Origin of the sequence: Phytoactinopolyspora alkaliphila (genome assembly GCF_010550695.1) — a bacterium.
GTDB lineage: Bacteria > Actinomycetota > Actinomycetes > Jiangellales > Jiangellaceae > Phytoactinopolyspora > Phytoactinopolyspora alkaliphila.
In genome coordinates this window covers 371,268-391,561 of record NZ_JAAGOB010000003.1, presented here as the reverse complement: position 1 = coordinate 391,561, position 20,294 = coordinate 371,268, and the positions used below count along the sequence as shown (strand labels likewise).

Sequence of the window (20,294 nt, the reverse complement as noted above, 5' to 3'; positions counted from 1 at the left end):
ACTGGGTTCGCTCCATGCTGGGCACTAAGACAGACGTGGACCCGGCTGACGACTCCACCCTTGAGAGTCCTACCCGGGCGCCGCGGCCGTGTCCTGAGTCGACGAACACGTAACCGGCGCCGCCCCGTGGCACAGCCCGTCTAGCGGAAGGACAACCCGCACATGAATGATCGCAATCGCAGTGTCTACCTCGGAGCCCGACGGGCCAGGCCGGAATCTGCAGAGATCTCCACACCGGACCGGCACCCTCGGCGACAAGTCCTTCGCACGGCCATCCCCGTTGGTATCGCTCTGGCGCTGACGGCGTGCTCGGTCGGATCGTCACCTGCAGAGTCCGGATCACAGGACACGATCGAGGGTGGCATGTCGGACGTTGTGGAATTCCCGAACTGGATGTGGGGCACACCGGACAACGAGCCCTACTGGCGCGAGCTCAAGGCCGAGTTCGAGTCGCGCCACCCCGGAGTGACCTTGACCGACGAGGTCATCCCCGGCGGCGAGTACCAGGACAAGATGTTCACCCTGATGTCCGCGGGCAACGCGCCGGACCTGGTCACCCCGTTCGACCCGGCCATGCGGGCCTGGGCCGACGCCGACCTCCTCGAGCCCCTTGACCCGTGGCTCGAGGAAGCGGGTTACGACATCGACAGCTTCATCCCGGCGAACCGGATGGCCGTCGGGGACGACGGGAAGGTCTACGGCGTCATCATGATGTCCAACCCCCGGGTGCTCTTTGTCAATCGCGGGCTCTTGGAGTCCGAAGGGCTCGACGTTCCCACCACGCCAGACGATGTGCTGGCCCTGAGCGAAGCACTCAGAGACAGCAGCTCCCAGACCTTCGGATTCGCGACCATGTCCGCTTCAGCCGCAGCCTTCCCGACATTCGGGGAACTCATGCCGATCGTCAAGAGCTTCGGCGGGGACTTCTTCCGCGACGGCGAACCAACCGCCAACGATCCCGCCACCGTGGAGGCACTCGACTTTATCAAGAGGCTTCACGACGAGAACCTCATTCCCACCGGGCAGACCGAACTTATCTACCGGGAGGCGTTCAGTCAGGGGAAGGTCGGGAGCATCGTGGTGGGCGCTTTCATCATGGCCATCATCCAGTCGAAGAACCCCGACGCGTTCGACGACTACGACACCGTCCCGATGCCTTTCGGATCGGCCCGCACGACCGCCGCCAACGGCTTCATCGCAATTCCGAAGGGCGCAAAGAACAAGGAGGCCGCCGCCCAGGTCATCTTGACGATGCTCGAAGACGAATGGCAGCAGAAGCAGGTGGAGATGTCCTGGCAAATTCCGGCGAGGCCCGGAATGGTGCCGGATGAGTTCCTGGCCGACAACCCCTGGTTCGAGGAGGTGCTCCAAGCGGTGCCGGTAGCCGAATCACTCGCGCCGGAGGGTGTGGAAGAGTTCACTCCACAGATCCAGGACATCGTGACGCGCCACTACCAAGACCTTCTCTTCAGCCAGAAGAGTGCAGCCGACGTCGCCGATGCCATTCAAGACGATCTCCTCGCGCTGCAAGAGGACTAGACGGTGCGCACGCTCGAATCCACCACCACGACGACGGTGAGCACGCGACGTCGACACCGGGTGCCCACGTCGTGGCTGTTCCTCATGCCGACCATGGCCGTGATGACACTGCTCTTCTTCTGGCCCCTGTGGCAGGCGGCCTCGATGAGCGTGACGGACACGACAGGTGCCGGGAGCCTTACTCTCGATCACTATCGTCGTGTGCTCGACGACCCTCGTTTCGGGAACTCAATCTGGGTCTCGGTCCGCTACACGGCTGGAGTGGTTGCCGGCAGCCTCGGCGTCGGAATCGCCGTAGCGCTCTTGCTCGACAGGGCCATGGCCGGCCGCGCCGTCTTACGTGCTCTCTTCATCATGCCCTGGGCAATGCCGTTCGTCGCCACCGCATTGATCTGGCGCTGGATGCTCGACTCGCAGTACGGGATCGTCACGTACCTTCTCGGACTTCTGGGATTCGACGACGTCCCCAACGCATTCAATTCCGAGCTGGCCTTGATGACGGTATCGACGATCGAGATCTGGAAGACCTTTCCGCTGGCCGCCATCATGTTCCTCGCCGGCATGCAAACAGTGCCGCGCGAGCAATACGAAGCAGCCGCGCTTGACGGAGCCGGGGCTTGGCGACGGTTCCGCTACGTCACGGTCCCGGGACTCCGGCACACCACCCGCGTTTTGACGCTCCTCCTCACGCTGTGGGTCTTCGGACGCGCCTTCATGGTGATCTTCTTGACCACCGGAGGTGGCCCAGCGGGAAACACCGAGACCATGGTGCTCCTCACCTACCTGCAAGGCTTCGGTCAGTTCGATCTGAACGGAGCTGCAGCCTTGGGGATGATCGTTCTCGCTATCGCGTCGGTTTTGACCGTGATCTACCTCAGGATGGCCCGCGATGAGAAATGACACTCGCCGTTCGCATGGCGGCACCTCAACGAAGGATGCGGCAGGCCACGGCCAAGGTCAGCGCCCGACCGCCTCGAAGAGTCGGCCGGGCCGGATCTCCCAGAAGCGCCGGTCCGGTTCCCGAGTACTGACCATCGCGACGTGGGTGCTCGGCCTCATGATGGTGTTCCCGTTCGTCTGGATGATCATTCAGGCTTTGCAGCCGAACGACGCACGGTTCGCCTATCCCCCGATTCCTGACCCGGCACGCTTTACCGGTGACGGTTTCGCCACCGCCGTCGGCAGCGGCGAGATCATCACCTGGCTTCGGAACTCCAGCATCGTCGCGCTCGTCAGCACGGCGATCTCCTTGGTGGCCGGGGCGGGAGCCGCCTATGCCCTCGCCCGATACCGCGGCCGCTCGGTGTCGGCATCCGGCTTCCTCATCCTCGCCAGTCAGATGGTCCCGCCCGTCGTGGTCATGGTGCCGCTGTTCAGCATGGTGACCTGGGCCGGCCTGTTCGACTCACTGACCGCCGTGATCTTGGGGAATGTCGCGTTCACCCTTCCAGTGGTGACCTGGATGCTGTCGGGAAGCTTCCGGGCCATCCCGATCGAACTCGAGGAGGCAGGAATGGTCGACGGCTGCAACCGGCTCGGTGTGCTGTTCCGGATCACCCTCCCCGCCTCGCTACCTGGCGTGGCCGCCGCCGCGGCCTTCTCCTTCAACTGGGCGTGGCAGGAGTTCCTGTTCAGCCGCTTGGTGATCTCCAGCGGCGAGAACTGGGTAGGCGGCATGGGCATCGCCTCTTTCCTGGGCGTCTTTGACACGCCATGGGACGCAGTGATGGCGGCAACCGTCATCTTCACGGTCGCACCTGTCTTGTTCTTCCTCATGGCACAACGAGGATTTGTCAACAGCGTCGGAGGAGGACTTAAAGGATGAGCTCGCCAGCATCGCTACCATACGAGAACACCGCTCACGAGAACTCGCCGCAAGGTGTGGCCGGGATCCTCGGGCTCGGAGACATGGGGGCCGGGATGGCCCAGAACCTGGTCGGCGCCGGCTATGAGATCGTGGCGTTCGATCCCTCTCCCGCCGCGTCACAGGCCGCCGCCGAGATCGGCATCCGGATGGTGACCTCACCCGCTGAAGTGGCCGCCGCGGCGACCAGCGCGGTCATCTGTGTGGTGCGGACGGAGGATCAGGCGAACTCAGCTCTTCTCGGTGCGGATGGAGTAGCGCGGGGCGCGAAAGCCGGATTGCCGGTCCTCATTGCCAGCACACTCTCGCCGAGCGCCACATCGACCATCGGCGCCCAGCTTGAGGAAGCCGGGCTGCGGCCGCTGAGCGCGGCTCTCAGCGGCGGACCGTGGGGATCCCGCGCCGGCACGCTGACCTTCATGGTCTCGGGCCACCCCAGTGCGGTCATGGCTGTCGAGCCACTCCTCGACGCCATGGGCAGCCGAACCTATGTGGTGTCGGAGCGCCTGGAGGCCGCCCAAGCCGCCAAGCTCGGCGTGCAACTCATCTACGGCGTCAACATGTTCGGCATCTTCGAAGCACTCAGGCTGGGCGCCGCGTTCGATCTCGACCAGGCGCAGCTCACCGAGATCTTCACTCACTCAGTTGGCGACAGCTGGGTGGCCCGCAACTGGGACCATGTCAGGGACTGGTGGGAAGGCGATGGGAATGGTCTCGACATTCTCGTCAAGGACATGCGAGCGACACTGGCCGAGGCCGACCACATGGCGCTGTCACTGCCTGTGACCCACCTGAGCTTCGATCTCATGCGTTCAGTCTGGCCAGCCTTTGGGCACACGATGCCGCCTCCAGGTGCCGAGATCGAAGACCCGGTGCCGTGGGCGTGACTAGCGGCCATCCCCTAGTGTCCATGGCCGAAGATTCTGCGGCTAGAGCCGACGGACGTGTCTGCACGTGGCACGGGGTATTCACGGGGTTGGGCCGTTTGCAGACGGCCCGGCATCCCGTACCCTGACCGGAGGTTCGGCCAGGTTAGAGTCTATATCGATCTTGTGCCCCCGGTGGGACTCGAACCCACACTCTGCAGATTTTAAGTCTGCTGCCTCTGCCTATTGGGCTACGGGGGCAATTCCGGCAAAACTCTACGCCATGTCCGTTACCCTTCCCATGATCACGAGAAGGGTGTGGCGGGTCAGAGGTAGGTCTTGCGGGGGTACAGGGCGTGTGCGCCGGCGACTCGGTCGAGGAAGAGGAAACCGTCGCAGTGGTCGATCTCGTGTAACAACGCGCGCGCCTCGAACGCGTCCGTTTCCACGGTGACGTCCTCTCCCGAGCCGGGCAGCTGACCAGTGACGGTGAGGCGCGTGGCCCGCTTGACGTCTCCGGTGAGGTCCGGCACCGACATGCAGCCCTCGCGCGCTTTCTCCTTGCGGGTGGCCTCGACGACCCGGGCGTTGCAGAGCACGAACGTTCCGTGCGACGTCCGGGTCTTCGGGTGACCGGTGACGTCCACGCTGAACATGTGCAGGTCAGCACCGACCTGGCAGCCGGCGAGACCGACGCAGCCTGGCGACACGCGCATGGTGGCCACCAGGTCGGCCGCGAGCTGAATCACGCGAGGGTCGGCGGGATCGACACTGCGCGAAGCCGACGAGAGCACCGGATGCGGCGCGCGGACGACGTCCAGCACGCGGCCCTGCACGCCGAGCTCGCGCTCGGACCAGTCCCGCACGCTCACAGGACGTCGGCCTCCTGTGGGCCGAACGTCACGTCCACGTCCAGCTCTCGGCTGACCTGCTTCAGTTCTGTTCCGAGGCGGTCCGGGTCGGTGCCGGCCGGCAGGTCGACTTCGGCGACGACGACGTACAGCTCGCCGGACAGCCGCGTGGTCAGGTCGGTGATGTTTCCGCCGGCGTCGGCGACAGCACGGGTCAGTGCCGCCACGATGCCGAGCCGGTCACCGCCGTGCACCGTCAGCAGGTACGGGCGTCCCGCCTCGGCCAGCGGCTCCTCAGCAGCGACCTCGCGGGCGGACACCCGCAGCGTGCCATCGGCGGCCAGGCCCGCCAGGGCTCGCTCGACCTCGTCGGCCGAGACCGCTCCCGAGCAGATCAGCATCATGGCGAAGTGCCCACGCAACCGGGTCATGGTCGAGTCCTCGAGGTTGACCCCGAGGTCGGCGAGGACCCTGGTGGTTTCCGCGATGATGCCGGGCCGGTCGTGGCCGATGACGGTGATGGCGATGGGGCTCACAGAGACATCAAACCGTACGCGTCATGGGCATGTCACTCCGGCCGTCCTCGTCCGGGCGCACGGCGAGCACCTGGTGGACCGCGATGCGGCCCGCGTCGAAAGAGAGAGCCGATCCGGTCATGTAGAGACGCCACACCCGCGCCCGGGGCTCACCGGCAAGCGACACCGCCCGGTCCCAGCTGGATACCAGGTTGGCCACCCACGCCCGGAGGGTTCGGGCGTAATGTTCACGCAATCCGTGTACGTCGCGCACCTCGAAGCCACCGCCCTCCACGTAGGAGATCACCCGCGAGATGGGGAGCAGCTCACCGTCCGGGAACACGTACGCGTCGATGAACGACCGGCGGCGCCCGTTCCCGGCGGCCGGCTCACTCTGCTGTCTGCCTTTCACGATCTGGTGATTCAGCAGCCGGCCACCCGGCCGGAGCAGCTCATACAGCCGAGACACGTATTCCGGCCACATCTGCGCCCCCAGGTGCTCGGCCATCCCCACACTGGCCACCGCGTCGAACGGAGCGTCGGCTACGTCACGCCAGTCCTGGACCCTGACCTCCACCAGGTGGTCCAGCCCGGCATCGGCGACTCGCCTCTTGGCCAGTTCCGCCTGCGCCTCGGACAACGTGACGCCGGTAGCATGCACGCCGTACTCACGGGCCGCGTGGATGAGCAGCGAGCCCCAGCCGCACCCGACGTCGAGCAGCCGCATGCCTGGCTCGAGGCCGAGCTTGCGGCAGATCAGGTCGTTCTTGTCCCGCTGAGCGTCGGCCAGCGTGTAGGACGGGTGCTCGTCGCCGGTCCAATACGCGCACGAATACACCATCGACGCGCCGAGAACCAGCTGGTAGAAGTCATTGCCGACGTCGTAGTGGTGGCTGATCGCCGCGCGGTCCCGTTCCCTGGAGTGCCGTTCTCCGGCCAGCCCGGCCTCGATGGACGGCGGCTTCGGCTGCGGCCCCACCGCACCCAGGAGCACAGCGGCCCGCAATGCTTCGGCCCGGTCGGAGGCAGAAAGCTTGGGCCGGTGATCCAGGCCCTCGAGAATGTCTTCGAGGCGCGCCAGTGCCTCTTCCAGATCGCCTTCGACGTCGATCTCCCCGGCCACCCACGCGCGACCCAGGCCGAGCTCATCGGGTTGCCACAGGATCCGCCGCAAGGCGCGCCGGGAATTCACCACCAGCACCGGGCCGTCCTCCGGGCCCACTTGCGCGCCGTCCCAGGTCCGAAGGGCCAGCGGCGACGGTTTGCCCAGGACTCGCTCGACCAGGCCGGCGATCCGGCCGGCGGCTCCTCCTCCAGACACCATCATCACCTCCGCGTTCGGCCCGTCAGGCACCACTATTCTTCCGCATCACCGACCACGATGCCCCCCGCGTCGCGATGTTCACGAGCTACCTGTGGTGGCGCTCGGCACGAAGCCGCTCCCCGGCTGATAGTGCGGCGACTGGTGCCGGAAGTACGTGTTGTAGACGTCGCAGTAGTGTCCGCCCGCACGCAGCAGCGATGCGTGGTCACCCTCTTCGATGATCCGGCCGTGGTCGAGGACGATGATCCGGTCCACGTGCTCGATGGTGGACAGCCGGTGTGCGATGACGATCGAGGTGCGGCCGGCCAGGACGACATCCAGGCCCTCCGATATCTGCGCCTCCGTCAGCGGGTCGACGCTGGCCGTCGCCTCGTCCAGCACCACGATGGCCGGATCCTGGACGAGCAGCCGGGCGAGCGCCACCAGCTGCCGCTGCCCGGTGGACAGGGCCCGCCCGAACTCACCGACGTCCGTATCCAATCCGTCCGGCAGCGCATCGATCCAATCGCCCCCCGCGACCTGGAGAGCGGCGGTACGCACCTCCGAGTCGGTGGCGTCCGCACGCGGGTAGCGGATGTTGTCGGCCACTGTGCCACTGAAGAGGAACGGCTGCTGCGGCACGGCGCCGATCTGGCGCCGGTACTCCCCCAGGTCGAACGTGCGCACATCGCGCCCGTCGACCAGCAGGCTGCCGCCGGAGAACTCGTAGAAACGGGTGATCAGCTTCGACAGGGTGGACTTGCCCGCGCCGGTGTGGCCGACGAGGGCCACCGTCTCGCCCGCCTCGATGGTGAGGTCGAAGGAGCGCAGCACGGGCGTGGACGGCTCGTACCCGAAGGTGAGATTGCGGAACTCGATGCGGCCCGCGAGCCTGTCGACCGGCTGCGCGTCGGTCTGTGTCACCCTGGGCGTCGCGTCGATCAGCGAGAACACCCGCTCCGAGGCGGCCAGCCCCTGCTGGAACTGGGACCAGAACGCCGCGATGGAGGTCAGCGGCAGCCAGAACAACGCCACCGCCTGGAGGAACAGGTACCAGTCCCCCGCACTGAGCGTACCGCCGAGCACCGACGAGCCTCCGACCTGGACGAGCAAGACCGTGGCCAGGCCGGCAACCAGGAACAGGACCGGGAAGATGCCGGAGAAGACGAAACCCTGTCGCAAGGTGACGGCGTAGCTCTGCTGGTTGATGGGGCGGAACTCCGAATAGACCGTCTGCTCCTGGCGGAAGCTCTTCGCGACGGAGATGCCGCCCATAGTCTCTTGCAAATTGGCATTGACCCTGGCCAAGGAGCGCTGCGCCCGCACGGTGTTACGCCTGGCCACCTTCCGGAACAGCAGCGCCAGCCCGATCACCACGGGCGAGACGGCCAGGGTCAGCAATGCCAGCTCGACGTTGCGGAAGAAGAGCAGCCCGGTGATGAAGCCGACGAGGAGAACCTGGCTCAGCAGGTTCATGGTCAGCGACACCACGTTGGCGAACTCGTCGGTGTCGGAGGTGACCCGGCTGACGATCTTGCCCGAGGGTTGCTCGTCGTAGAACGACATGTCGCGTTCCAGCACGGCGTCGAAGGCGTCGCGCCGGAGGTCGAGGACGACGTCCCCGGTCACCTTCGCGCTGAACCACTGCCGGAAGAAGTTGAACACCCACCCCAGCACGCCGATCGCCAGGATGCCGCCGGTAAGCAGCCAGCCGACGTCGGCGATTGAGCCCGCCTCCATGCGGTCGACGCCCCAGCTGATCATTAACGGCACCGCCGCCTGAGTGAGCGAGTGCAGGACGATCATGCCTGCCACCAGGAGCATCGCCGGGAGCTTGGGCCGGAAGTAGCCGAGGATGCGCTGCAGCAGCTCGCCGTCACGGTACGAGCGGTCGTATTCGTCGACGTCCAAGCCGTTGAGGATGAAGCCCATCAGCCGGCCACCTCCTCGTGCTGTGTGGAGCCGCTGTCCCGTACCGGGACGTCCACCTCGTCGTAGTGAGCGAAGATCCGCCGGTACAGCCGGCTGCGTTCCAGCAGCTCGTCGTGCGTGCCGAAGTCTGCCAGCTCGCCCTTGCGCAGGAGCAGCACTTTGTCGGCCCAGCGGATCTGGGACAGCCGGTGAGTGATCAGCAAGGTGGTCCGCCCGGCCAAGATCCGTTTGATGGCGGTCTGGATCCGATCTTCGGTGGCGGAGTCGATGGCGCTCGTGGAGTCGTCGAGGACGAGGATGGCCGGATCCGTGATCAAGGCTCGTGCGATGGCCAGCCGCTGGCGCTGCCCACCGGAGAGCGTGACCCCACGCTCGCCGATCACCGTGTCATAGCCGTCCGGCAGCTCGTCGATGAACTCGTCGGCCTGCGCGTCCTGAGCGGCCCGCACCACGGCCGCGCGGTCGGTTCGCTGACCCAGGCTGAAGGCGATGTTCTCCTCCACCGAGCGGGAGAACAGCACGATGTCCTGCTCGATGGTGGAGATCTGCGAGCGCAATGAGTCCAGGTTCCAGTCCCGCACGTCGACCCCGTCGACCAGGACCCGCCCGGAGTCGGCGTTGTAGATCCTGGGCACCAGCTTGGTGAGCGTCGTCTTGCCGGCGCCGGTCTCGCCGACGACGGCGATGGTCTCACCCGGCTTGACCGTGAACGAGACTCCCTTCAAGACGGGATCCCCGCCGTATCCGAAGGTGACGTCGTCGAAGACGATCTCGCCCCGCATCGTTGCTTCGTGCCCGTCTGGACGGTGCTCCAGCTCAGTCTCGGTATTCATGATGGACAGGATCCGGCGAGCCGACACCACGCCGATCTGCACCAGCGAGTACGCGAAGATCGAGATGAAGGTGGGGAAACCCAAGAGGCCCATCAGGCCCATGAACGCGATCACGTCGCCGAGCGACAGATCCCCGGCACTGTACATCGTCAGCGCATGCCACAGCGCGCCGGCCATGGCCAGCGCCAGCAGCAGCGTGGGCAGGTAGCGGGCCTGGACCAAGCCGTTCTTGACGAACGAATCACGATACCTGGCGGCGTTGACCTCGAACCGGCGTCTCTCCTGCTCTTCTTGAGCGGTGACCTTGATGACCTCGATGCCGCGCACGGCCTCGTTGAGACCGGCGTTGAGATCGCCGAACTGTTCGCGCATGCGAGTGGAGACCGGGCTGAGCTGGCGCATGTAGTGCCACAGGGCAAACACGAAGGCGATGACGAACAGGACCGGTACGAGCAGCAGCCGCGGATCTATGAATGCGATGAAGATCAGCGGAATGATGCCCTGCAAGCCGGAGTCGACAATGAGGTCGGCTCCGGGTGTGATCATGTGGGACAACTGCCGGATGTCATTGGCCGCGCGTGCCATCAGGTCGCCTACGCGCTGCCGGTTGTGGAACGTCTGGCTCTTACCCAGCAGGCTCACGTACAGCTCATCTCGCGCGTCCCGCTCCAGCCGCTTGGCCAGCAGCTCGCTGGACAGCCGTGCGACCAGGTCGATGACGCCGCGCATGAGGACAACGACGAGCAGGATGAGTGACACTGCCGCGAGCGCGCCCGCGCGATCACCGTCGCCGAGAACGGCGTCGAACGCGCGGCCGGTGAGGGTCGGCACCATCGAGTTCAGCGCCACCATGATTGCCGACCCGCCGAGGAACCCGACGAGGATCAGCGGATGCCTCCGTACGTGCGACCAGATCCAGCGCACCGGTCCGCGCCGGTCGAACCGGTGACGGCCGGAGATGGTGAATTCCGAGTTCAGATTGGGCACGAGGCTGTCTCCGCGGCGTAGAGGTGAGCTTAAGTAGTTCTACACGACCGCACCGACATGCCTCGCCTGGTTTTCGGCCGCTTCGCGGCCCGGATGCTCGAGCCGACACCTGAGGCACATACCGGTGACCGGACCCGGGTAGCTGAAGCACAGCGCCAAGGAGGACGATGACCCAGTGAACACGCCCACCGAAACCCCCAGCTTCGACGAGCTCGGCCTGCGCGCCGAACTCCTGGACACCTTGTCCGCCCTCGGGTACGAGGAACCGACGCCGATCCAGGTCGAGGCGATTCCACCTCTGCACGAAGGCCGGGACTTGCTGGGGCAGGCCGCAACCGGAACCGGGAAGACGGCCGCGTTCGCGCTGCCGGTGCTCCAGCGATTCTCCACCGGCGAAAGGGGTTCGGGCCCGGCCGCGCTTGTGCTCGTGCCCACCCGCGAGCTGGCAATGCAGGTTTCGCAGGCGTTCCACCGCTACGGCCGGGACCTCGGTGTCCGCGTGCTGCCGATCTACGGCGGGCAGCCCATAGTGCGGCAGCTGCAGTCACTCAGCCGCGGTGTCGACGTCGTCGTCGCAACCCCGGGCCGGGCGATCGACCACCTCAATCGGGGGACGCTGCGCCTGGACGAAGCACGCACGGTGGTCCTGGACGAGGCCGACGAGATGCTCGACATGGGGTTCGCTGAGGACATCGAGGAGATCCTCGAGCAGACCCCCGCCGACCGGCAGACGGTCCTCTTCTCGGCCACCATGCCCGCCCGGGTCGAGCGGATCGCCCGCAGCCACCTGCGGGACCCGGTCCGGATCGAGATGGGACACAAGGCACCCGCCGGGGAGACCCCGCGGGTGCGGCAGAGCGCCTACGTGGTGGCCCGGGCACACAAGCCCACGGTGCTCGGCCGCATCCTCGACGTGGAAGCGCCGTCCGCGGCGATCGTCTTCTGCCGGACCAGGGAGGAGGTCGATCAGCTCACCGAGTCGCTGAACGGGCGCGGATACCGGGCCGAGGCCATTCACGGAGGCATGAGCCAGGAGCAGCGCGACCGGGTCATGGGCCGGTTGCGCAGCGCGTCGGCCGACCTGCTGGTGGCCACCGATGTCGCCGCGCGCGGACTGGACATCGAACAGCTCACCCACGTGGTCAATTACAACGTGCCGTCGGCGCCCGAGGCCTATGTGCACCGGATCGGCCGGGTCGGCCGCGCCGGGCGCGCCGGCGTCGCCATCACGCTGGCCGAGCCTCGCGAGCACCGGATGCTGAAGGCCATCGAGCGGGTCACCAAGCAGCGGTTCAGCATGGAGAAGGTGCCCACGGTCGCCGACCTGCACGCGCGCCGCCTCGAACTGACCCGGGCGTCGCTCGAGGACGTCCTGCAGACCAGCGAGGACCTGGACCGGTTCCGCGTCGTGCTGGAGACGTTGACCGACGAGTTCGACGTGATGGACGTCGCGCTGGCAGCGGTGAAGCTGGCGCACGAGACGGGCGGCAACGTCGTGGACGAGGAAGACATCCCCCAGGTCGCCGAGCCGGCGCGTGGCAAGCGCCCGGATCGCCACAGCGGGCAGCGCGGCGGAGACCGCCAGGAGGGCAAGCGTGGCCGCGGGCCAGCCGGACCCACCACACGGGTCTTCTTCGGAATCGGCCGGCAGAGCGGCGTGCGGCCACAGGACCTGGTCGGTGCCATCGCCGGCGAATCCCGCCTGAGCGGCCGGGAGATCGGCGCGATCGAGATCGCGGACCGGTTCTCTCTCGTGGAGGTTCCCGAGGCGGCCGCCGACGACGTGATCAAGGCCCTGCGGCAGAGCACCATCAAGGGCAAGAAGGCCACGGTGCGACGAGAGCGCTACGAGGGCCGCCGCTGATCCCTCATGATCATCGACGATCCCGCACATGTGCAGGTACAGGATCGCCGATGATCATGGCAGGGTGCGGTGCGGTGCGGTGCGCTGCGCTAGGGCTTGGGTGTCGCCGCGCGGCGGAACTCTTCCCTCGGCATCCGCATCCGGCCGAGCGAGACGACCTCCCGGCGGAACAGCAGCGCCATCGTCCAGTCGACGATGACCCGCGACTTGCGGTTGAACGTCGGCATCTTGCTCATGTGATAGCTGCGGTGCATGAACCAGGCGGGGAAGCCCTTGACCTTGATGCCGTACACGTGTGCGACGCCCTTGTACAGCCCCAGGCCGGCCACCGAGCCGACGTACTTGTGCCGGTACTGCTTGGGCTCCTTGCCGTTGAGCGTCGCCACGATATTCTTGGCGAGCAGCTTCGCCTGCCGCACCGCGTGCTGCGCGTTGGGTGCGCAGGTGGCGTCAGGCTCGTCCGAGGCCAGGTCCGGCACCGCCGCATTGTCACCGGCCGCCCAGGCGTCGTCGACACCCACCACCCGCATGTCCGCCGAGGCGCTGACCCTGCCCCGCTCGTCGAGCGGCAGGTCGCTGTCGGCGAGCACGGGGTTGGCCTTCACCCCGGCGGTCCAGACGATCGTGTCGGCGTCGAACGGCTTGCCCTTGGACAGCACCACGTGCCCGTCGACGCACGATTCGAGGAAGGTCTTGAGGCGGATCTCGATGCCCCGCTTGCTCAGCTCCTCTACCGTGTAGACGCCCATCTCGTCGCCCACTTCGGGCAGGATCCGGTCCGCGGCGTCCACCAGCACCCAGCGCATGTCCCGCGGCGAGATCTGCGGGTAGTAGCGAAGCGCGTACTGGGCCATGTTCTCCAGCTCGCCGAGAGCTTCGGCACCCGCGTAGCCACCGCCCACGAACACGAACGTCAAAGCCTTCCGGCGCACCGCCTCATCGGTGGTGGAGGCCGCGATGTCCAGCCGGTCGAGCACGTGGTTGCGTAGACCGATCGCCTCCTCCACCTGCTTGAACCCGATGCCGACGTCGGCAAGGCCGGGAATGGGAAGGGTGCGGGCGATGGCGCCCAGCGCCACGACCAGGATGTCGTAGTCGATGTCGAACGGGTCACCGATCTCAGGCTCGACGCTCACCTTCTTCTCGGCGTGCGAGATGGAACGCACGCGCGCGGTGACGACGTGGCACTTGCGCAGTACTCGTCGCAATGGAACGACGACGTGCCGCGGCTCGAGAGCGCCCGCGGACGCCTCCGGCAAGAAGGGCTGATAGGTCATGTAGGAGCGAGGGTCCACGACGGTCACCCGGGCCTGCCCTTGACGCAGCTTCTTCTGCAGGCCCAGCGCGGTGTACATGCCCACGTACCCGCCGCCGAGAACGAGGATGTGCGGAACCTTGCCTTGAGTCATCTTCACTGTCTACCCCAGGTCGACCCGGTCCAGACGGGACTACCGCGCGGCATTGCCGGTACCGGCTGGCACAACTCTTAAGGCGACTCTATCCCGCTTGTGAACACATTCACAAGCGAGATACGCATGATGCCCACCACAGCCCACCATGACTGCCCGCCAAATGATCATGTAAACCATGTTTTCTCGTGCTCCACCATGCCTGCAGGCCTGGTGAAGCACGAGAAAACATGGTTTACATGATCATTTGGAAGCGGCGGCGGGCGCGGGGTCAGCGGTGCAACGCCTTCCGGGCGAGCCGGTTGCCGATCACCTGCGCCAATTGCACGATGCCGATGATGACGAGGACCGTCACCAGCGTCACCTCCCAGTTGAACCGCTGGTAGCCGTAGACGATCGCGAAGTTGCCCAGGCCGCCGCCCCCGACGTATCCGGCCAGTGCCGACATGTCGATGATCCCGATCAGCAGGAACGTGTAGCCGAGGATGAGCGGCGCCAGCGCCTCCGGGATCAGGACTGTGAGGATGATCCGCAGTCTGGACGCACCCATCGCCCGGGCCGCCTCGATCACGCCCGGATCCGTCGCCACCAGGTTCTGCTCGACGATCCGAGCGGTGACGAACGACGCCATGATCGACATCGCGAAGATGACGGCGTCGTTGCCGATGGTGGTGCCGATGGTCGCCAGCGTCAGCGGACCCACGGCGGTGATGAAGATGATGAACGGGATCGGGCGCACGATGTTCACGGCGATGTTGAGCACCGTGAACACCGCGGCATTCTCCAGCAGGTTGCCCTTACGGGTCGCATACAGCAGCACGCCGAAGACCAGCCCGAAGAAGCCACCGATCCCGATGGTGATGGAGACCATGTAGAGGGTCTCCCGGATGGACTGGAGCAGGATTGGACTCAGCTCCGACCAGTCGCGGTTCATCGCGGCCCTCCGTGCCGGCGAATGGCGTCGACGGCGAAGCCGTACGGATCGACGTCGGGTGCCTCGTGTTCGTCCGGCGAGCCCTCCGGCGGATCACCGTCGATGATCGCCGACGGGTCGTCGCGGGGCGCGTCTCTGGTGCCCAGGTCATGGACGTCCGTCGTGGATCGCAGGTCGGCGATCAGCGCCTCGATCGCCGCCTCGTCGCCGCCGAGCTCGAGGGTGAGACTGCCGAAGGGACGCTCGTCGATCTCGGTGATGCCACCGAACACGATCGCGCCGTCGACGCCGTGTTCGCGCAGCGCCGCGGTGACGTCCGTCCCGCTGCCCGCGCCCTCGCGGATGCCGACCGTGATCATCCGGCCGGGATGCCGGTGGCGCAACCGCTCCAAGGTGTCTTTGCTCGGCCGGTCGCGCATGGTGGTGGCGACGAACCTGCGGGTGGCGGGTGCGCGCGGCGAGGCGAACACGTCGTACACCCGCCCGTGCTCGACGACCTTTCCCCGCTCCATGACCGCCACCCGATGCGCGATGGACCGGATGACGTCCATCTCATGGGTGATGACGACGACGGTCACGCCGAGTTCGCGGTTCACCCGCTTCAGCAGCGTCAGGACGTCGTCCGTGGTGCTCGGATCCAGGGCGCTGGTCGCCTCGTCGGCCAGGAGGATCGCCGGCTTGGTGGCCAGAGCCCGGGCAATACCTACCCGTTGCTTCTGGCCACCGGAGAGCTGCCCAGGGTAGGAACGTGCCTTGTCCGCGAGTCCGACGAACTCCAGCAGCTCGCTCACGCGCTGCTGCCGTTCTTGCTTCGACCACTTCGCGACCTTCAGCGGATACCCGACGTTGCCCGCTACAGTCCGGGAGTTCATCAGGTTGAACTGCTGGAAGATCATCCCGATGCCGGCCCGGACCCGGCGCAGCTCTGCCTCGCCCAAGATGGTGATGTCCTGGCCATCCACAACCACCTGCCCGGAGCTGACCGGCTCAAGGGCGTTGACCAATCTGACCAGCGTGCTCTTGCCGGCACCGGAGTAGCCGATCACGCCGAAGATCTCGCCACGGGCGACGTCGAGAGTCACCGAGTCGACAGCGCGGACCGCCCGCGGGCCGTCACCGAAGACCTTCGTCGCGTCGCGGAAGCTGATCATCGCCGCCACGCGGGCACGCTCCTCTCCAGCCGAACGTCCCGCTGAACGTCCACCCGATCCTCCAGCCGGCTCATCATCCGAACGCTACCTGTCCACCGCTGCCGGCGACGCTCAGCCCAACGCGGTCAGGTTGGTCTCGATCTCGTCGAGAACCTCCTGCAACTCGCCGGCGGGGTTGTCGGTGAAGACCGCCGTGCCGCCGGACGCCCTGCTGGAGGCCTCCAGGACCTCGTCGCTGTGGTAAAGCTCCACCAGACGCTGGAACGTCTCGTTGTCGCGGTCCTCCGCCCGGGCGGCCCACACGTTGATGTACGGGCGAGCGCCAGGGCTGTCGGCCTGGTCCTGATAGAGCGCGTCGTCCGGATCCAGGCCGGCGTCGGCGACGAAGTCGTTGTTGATGATCGACGCGTCGACGCTGTTCAGCGCCACCGCGGTCTGCTCGGCGGACACCGGTGTCACCGTCACCTTCGACTCGGCCTCCACGACGTCCGAGGGCAGCGATGTCGAGTTCCCCCCATCTTCCAGGGTGAGCAGCCCGGCGTCCTGCAGGACGAGAAGGGCACGCGCCTGGTTGGTCTCGTCGTTCGGGATGGCCACCTCGCCGCCTTCCGGGATGTCATCGACCGAGGCGTGCTTCTTCGAGTACAGGCCGAGCGGATAGATGGCCGTCGCCCCGATGGGAGCGAGGTCGTCGTCGTTGGCGGTGTTGTACGCCGCCAGGTACTGCAGATGCTGGAACTGGTTGAGGTCGAGCTGTCCCTGGGACAGCGCCGGGTTCGGCTGCGTGTAGTCGGTGAAGTTGACCAGCTCGACCTCGATGCCCTCGTCGGCCGCGAGGTCGGTGAACGCCGCCCAGTAGTCTTCGCTGGCTCCGACGACGCCGATCTTGATCGGGTCGCCGTCCTGCCCGGTGGCGGTGTCGGCCTCCCCGTTGCCGCCGCAGGCGGACAGCAGCAATCCGGCCGCGACGATGCCGGTCAAGGTGATACTGCGACGAAACATGCTCGGGTGTTTCCTTTCCCATGGGCACGTCAGGGATCTCCTGACACGGTGGTGATCTGGGGTGCGAGCCGATGTCGGCGACACGCCCCGGTGGGTGGACGGCCGCCTGTGGGCACACGGTCCACGCTAGGTGCTGTCGATGCCGGCGGCGCTCGGTGCCGGCACCTCGCCGCGGCGGGCGAGTACAGCGTGACGCGATACAGTCACGCGGCACGACACCTTCGGGCAGCCTCAGCCCCGCGACTCGGAGGCGCGCGGCGAAGTCAGCGGCGACAACACGGCATGCGCGTTCCACACATGTGCATGCGGCAGCGCGTTGCTGTCGGCATGGTCATGGCGGTGTGGGACGACGCGCGGGACATGACTTCAATGATGCGGTCTCCACCCGGAACGGGCAAACCAGGGAAACAGAATGTCCACATTTTGAGAATGATTTGATCGTATTTTGAGACATGTCGGGAGTATTTGACCGATCGTTCTGCTTTGACTACGGTCTGACCTATGGCTCGCACCAAAGAGTTCGACCCCGACGCGGCACTGCAGCGCGCACTAGACCTGTTCTGGGAGCGCGGCTACGAGGCGACGTCGATGTCCGACATCGTCGAACATCTCGGCATCGGCCGGGCCAGCATCTATGCCACCTTCGGCAGCAAGCACGAACTGTACGTCAAGGCGCTCGCCCGATATATGCAAGCCCGGGATCAGAATCCAGTGGAACTTCTCTCCCAACCCGGGCCGGCATTGCCCGCGATACGGAGCCTGATCCAGCGGTACGCCGACGAGTCGGCACAGGACAAACGGCGACGAGGCTGCATGGTGGTCAACGCGGCCAGCGAACTGGTTCCGGGCGACGAACAGGTGGCACGTTTCGTGGAATCGTCTTGGGCCAGCTTGGAAGCGGCACTGACCTCCGCGCTTATCCGGGCGCGTGCCCAGCACGAGATCGCACCGGAGACCGATCCGCGTACGCTCGCCCGTTTCATCCTCGTTTTCCTGCAGGGCATACGCGTGATCGGCAAGGGCTCCGCCAGCCCGGATCGCGTCCAGGACGCCGCAGCACAGGCCATCGCGCTCCTGCACTGACATTCGATGAGCAACTCCCGGGAGAGCCGACGCATGCCTGCATTTTGGATCGTTCAGTCAAATATTAGAATTGCTTTCACGCTCCTGGGAGTGATCCAGGTGACGCTGATCGCCGCCATCACACTCATCGTGGTACCACTCCCCGCGATACAGCAGCAGTTCGGGCTCTCGCCGGCCGAGCTCGCACTCCTCAGCGCCGGCTACGGCCTCTCCTTCGGCGGGCTGCTCCTGGTCGGTGGCCGTCTCACCGATCGGTTCGGCGCTCGCCGGATGTTCGTAGCGGGCCTGGCCGTCTTCGGTGGAACCTCTTTGCTCGGCGGATTGGCGGCCGCACACGTCGTCGTCCTGGCAGCCCGGTTCACGCAGGGCGTCGGCGCCGCCATGGTCGCACCAGCCGCGGTGGCGCTGGTGACGCACCTCTACCCGGACAGCGCCCGCCGTTCCCGAGCGTTCGCGGTCTGGGGAACACTGTCCATCACCGGAGCGGTCGCGGGAACCATGCTGTCCGGGCTCATCGCCTCCGTGGGTTCATGGCGCTGGACGTTCCTGATTCCGGCAGTGATCGCCACGGGAGTGCTCGCCGGCTTCCGACGCCTGCCGGCAGCGTCAGCGCAGCCCGCCTCGCAGCTCGGGGTCCTCGACGGCACGCTCGTCACCGCAGGCCTGGTGGCGCTCAGTTACGGCGTGCTCGAGGGACGCCTCGTCGTGATCGGCTCGAGCGTTCTGGTCCTCGTCGGCTTCCTCGTCCGGCAGGTTCATGCGGCCGATCCGCTCCTGCCGATCCAACTCCTCATGGACCGAGGCCGCGGCGCGGCGCTGCTGGTCATCTGGCTCACCGCCGCCGCCAGCACCGTCGGGACGTTCCTCCTGAGTCTGTACTTCCAGCAGATCCAGGGCAGATCATCGGCGATGACCAGCGTGGCGTTCCTGCCGTTCCTCCTCATCCTCACCACGGCACCGCTCAGCGCCCACCTCACCCGCCGACATGGAGTACGGCGAGTCACGGTGCTCGGCCTCCTGCTTGCCGCCACGTCGATGCTGCTCCTGAGCCGTATCCAGGTGGACTCTCCGTACGGCGGGGTCGTTCTGGCCGCCCTGGCGCTCTTTCCTCTTGGCGCCGGGCTCGCCTTCTCAGGCGCGACCGTCACCGCGATGTCCAGGGTTCCCGCCGAACGCAGTGGCGTGGCCGGCGGCCTGGTGAACACGGCGATGGAAGTGGGGCCGACCGTCGGCCTCGCGCTGCTCCTGGCCCTCGCCACGGCGCGCACCGAAGCACTGCGGGACGACGGGCTCGCTACGGCGGCGGCCACCACCGGTGGTTACGCCGCGGCGTTCACGGTCACCGCCCTCGCGTTCGCCATCACGGCGACGGCAGTTGCATTCACCTTCAGAAAGGAAGAACAACAGTGAACTACCACGACAAGATCATCCTGGTCACCGGCGGAGGATCCGGGATCGGCCGTGCTGTCGCACAGGCGTTCGCGGAGAACGACGGCACTGTTGTGGTGTCCGGGCGCAACCGGGAACCGCTGGAACAGACCGTCAAGCTGATCGAGGCGGCCGGTGGCCGTGGTGCGGCCGTGACGGCGGACGTCACCAGTTCCGCTGACCTGGAGCGGCTCCTCGACGGGATCGTCGACCGGTATGGCCGGCTCGACGTCGCCGTGAACAACGCCGGCGTGCTGGCCACGGGCCTGACCAGCGAGCTTGCCGAAAGGCAGTGGGCCTACATGCTCGGCGTGAACACCACCGGAACCTTCTTGTCGATGCAGCATGAGATAGCCGCGATGCGCGTCAGTGGAGGGGGCGCCATCGTCAACATCGGTTCCAACATCGGCGCGCACACACGCATCCCCGGAACGGGAGGCTACGCGGCGTCCAAGGCCGCCGTCACAGCGTTGAGCCGGACGGCTGCGCTCGAATACATTCACGAGGGCATCCGGATCAACGTGGTGAGTCCCGGCGCGTCTGATACCCCCATGTCGATGCTGCCCGGCGAGACCGACGCGGATCGGGCTGCCAGGCTCGGCTCACAGGTCCCGATCGGACGGGTGGGCGCTCTGGAGGAGATCGCCTCGGCGGTCCTCTGGGTGGCGTCGGACGAGGCGTCGTACATGGTCGGCCACGATCTCGTCATCGACGGCGGCAGCTCCGCGTAGCC

Annotated in this window: 17 protein-coding genes and 1 tRNA gene; 8 read left to right on the top strand and 10 right to left on the bottom strand. The window is 66.5% G+C overall.

What is annotated here, in order from left to right; translation table 11 throughout:
- Positions 1 to 363 precede the first annotated feature (363 nt).
- From G1H11_RS07780 to G1H11_RS07765, 4 genes are read left to right on the top strand one after another with little or no spacing between them, the layout of a single operon-like run.
- On the top strand, positions 364 to 1,539 hold the full coding sequence (locus G1H11_RS07780) for an ABC transporter substrate-binding protein (protein WP_163817670.1): 1,176 nt from the start codon (positions 364 to 366) through the stop codon (positions 1,537 to 1,539).
- Positions 1,540 to 1,542: 3 nt separating this feature from the next.
- Positions 1,543 to 2,439, top strand: a complete 897-nt coding sequence (locus G1H11_RS25645) for an ABC transporter permease subunit (protein WP_163817668.1) — start codon at positions 1,543 to 1,545, stop codon at positions 2,437 to 2,439.
- Positions 2,429 to 3,364 carry a carbohydrate ABC transporter permease gene (locus G1H11_RS07770; RefSeq protein WP_163817666.1) on the top strand — a complete coding sequence of 312 codons (936 nt, stop codon included), beginning with the start codon at positions 2,429 to 2,431 and terminating at the stop codon, positions 3,362 to 3,364. Before G1H11_RS25645 ends, G1H11_RS07770 begins: the two co-directional genes overlap by 11 nt.
- A complete protein-coding gene (locus G1H11_RS07765) occupies positions 3,361 to 4,290 on the top strand; it encodes an NAD(P)-dependent oxidoreductase (RefSeq protein WP_163817664.1) in 930 nt (309 codons plus the stop codon). The genes G1H11_RS07770 and G1H11_RS07765 overlap by 4 nt, the downstream gene beginning before the upstream one ends.
- 166 nt (positions 4,291 to 4,456) lie before the next feature.
- Here G1H11_RS07765 and G1H11_RS07760 read toward each other — a convergent pair.
- From G1H11_RS07760 to G1H11_RS07735, 6 genes are all read right to left on the bottom strand, one after another.
- Positions 4,457 to 4,530: transfer RNA gene (locus G1H11_RS07760), tRNA-Leu, on the bottom strand.
- Between the two features lie 65 nt (positions 4,531 to 4,595).
- A complete protein-coding gene (locus G1H11_RS07755) occupies positions 4,596 to 5,141 on the bottom strand; it encodes a peptide deformylase (protein ID WP_163817662.1) in 546 nt (181 codons plus the stop codon).
- Entirely contained in the window at positions 5,138 to 5,656 is a 519-nt protein-coding gene (locus G1H11_RS26950; RefSeq protein WP_163817661.1) for an ACT domain-containing protein, read from the bottom strand. The genes G1H11_RS07755 and G1H11_RS26950 overlap by 4 nt, the downstream gene beginning before the upstream one ends.
- A gap of 7 nt (positions 5,657 to 5,663) precedes the next feature.
- Entirely contained in the window at positions 5,664 to 6,959 is a 1,296-nt protein-coding gene (locus G1H11_RS07745; RefSeq protein WP_163817659.1) for an SAM-dependent methyltransferase, read from the bottom strand.
- A 78-nt stretch (positions 6,960 to 7,037) separates the two neighbouring features.
- Positions 7,038 to 8,870: an ABC transporter ATP-binding protein gene (locus tag G1H11_RS07740; protein ID WP_163817657.1), complete on the bottom strand. Its 1,833-nt coding sequence runs from the start codon at positions 8,868 to 8,870 to the stop codon at positions 7,038 to 7,040.
- The gene (locus G1H11_RS07735; RefSeq protein WP_216843549.1) at positions 8,870 to 10,690 is read right to left on the bottom strand and encodes an ABC transporter ATP-binding protein; all 1,821 of its coding nucleotides are present in this window, start codon (positions 10,688 to 10,690) and stop codon (positions 8,870 to 8,872) included. Before G1H11_RS07735 ends, G1H11_RS07740 begins: the two co-directional genes overlap by 1 nt.
- A gap of 175 nt (positions 10,691 to 10,865) precedes the next feature.
- Between G1H11_RS07735 and G1H11_RS07730 the strand changes: the two genes are divergently transcribed.
- Entirely contained in the window at positions 10,866 to 12,554 is a 1,689-nt protein-coding gene (locus G1H11_RS07730) for a DEAD/DEAH box helicase (RefSeq protein WP_216843548.1), read from the top strand.
- 89 nt (positions 12,555 to 12,643) lie between these two features.
- On the opposite strand, the gene G1H11_RS07725 is transcribed toward G1H11_RS07730, so the two are convergent.
- The 4 genes from G1H11_RS07725 to G1H11_RS07710 all read right to left on the bottom strand — a co-directional run bounded on the left by G1H11_RS07725 (position 12,644) and on the right by G1H11_RS07710 (position 17,050).
- Positions 12,644 to 13,963, bottom strand: coding sequence for an NAD(P)/FAD-dependent oxidoreductase (locus G1H11_RS07725; RefSeq protein WP_163817655.1), 1,320 nt, complete (start codon positions 13,961 to 13,963; stop codon positions 12,644 to 12,646).
- Between the two features lie 271 nt (positions 13,964 to 14,234).
- The gene (locus tag G1H11_RS07720) at positions 14,235 to 14,897 is read right to left on the bottom strand and encodes a methionine ABC transporter permease (RefSeq protein ID WP_163817653.1); all 663 of its coding nucleotides are present in this window, start codon (positions 14,895 to 14,897) and stop codon (positions 14,235 to 14,237) included.
- Positions 14,894 to 16,057, bottom strand: a complete 1,164-nt coding sequence (locus G1H11_RS07715) for a methionine ABC transporter ATP-binding protein (protein WP_216843547.1) — start codon at positions 16,055 to 16,057, stop codon at positions 14,894 to 14,896. Before G1H11_RS07715 ends, G1H11_RS07720 begins: the two co-directional genes overlap by 4 nt.
- A gap of 102 nt (positions 16,058 to 16,159) precedes the next feature.
- Positions 16,160 to 17,050, bottom strand: a complete 891-nt coding sequence (locus tag G1H11_RS07710; protein ID WP_163817651.1) for a MetQ/NlpA family ABC transporter substrate-binding protein — start codon at positions 17,048 to 17,050, stop codon at positions 16,160 to 16,162.
- A gap of 501 nt (positions 17,051 to 17,551) precedes the next feature.
- On the opposite strand from G1H11_RS07710, the gene G1H11_RS07705 reads away from it, so the two are divergent.
- The 3 genes from G1H11_RS07705 (at position 17,552) to G1H11_RS07695 (ending at position 20,292) form a co-directional block, all read left to right on the top strand.
- Complete coding sequence (locus G1H11_RS07705; RefSeq protein WP_163817649.1) at positions 17,552 to 18,133, top strand: TetR/AcrR family transcriptional regulator; 582 nt, start codon at positions 17,552 to 17,554, stop codon at positions 18,131 to 18,133.
- A 90-nt stretch (positions 18,134 to 18,223) separates the two neighbouring features.
- Complete coding sequence (locus G1H11_RS07700) at positions 18,224 to 19,543, top strand: MFS transporter (RefSeq protein WP_163817647.1); 1,320 nt, start codon at positions 18,224 to 18,226, stop codon at positions 19,541 to 19,543.
- Positions 19,540 to 20,292 carry an SDR family oxidoreductase gene (locus G1H11_RS07695; RefSeq protein WP_163817645.1) on the top strand — a complete coding sequence of 251 codons (753 nt, stop codon included), beginning with the start codon at positions 19,540 to 19,542 and terminating at the stop codon, positions 20,290 to 20,292. The genes G1H11_RS07700 and G1H11_RS07695 overlap by 4 nt, the downstream gene beginning before the upstream one ends.
- The last annotated feature ends 2 nt before the right edge of the window (positions 20,293 to 20,294 follow it).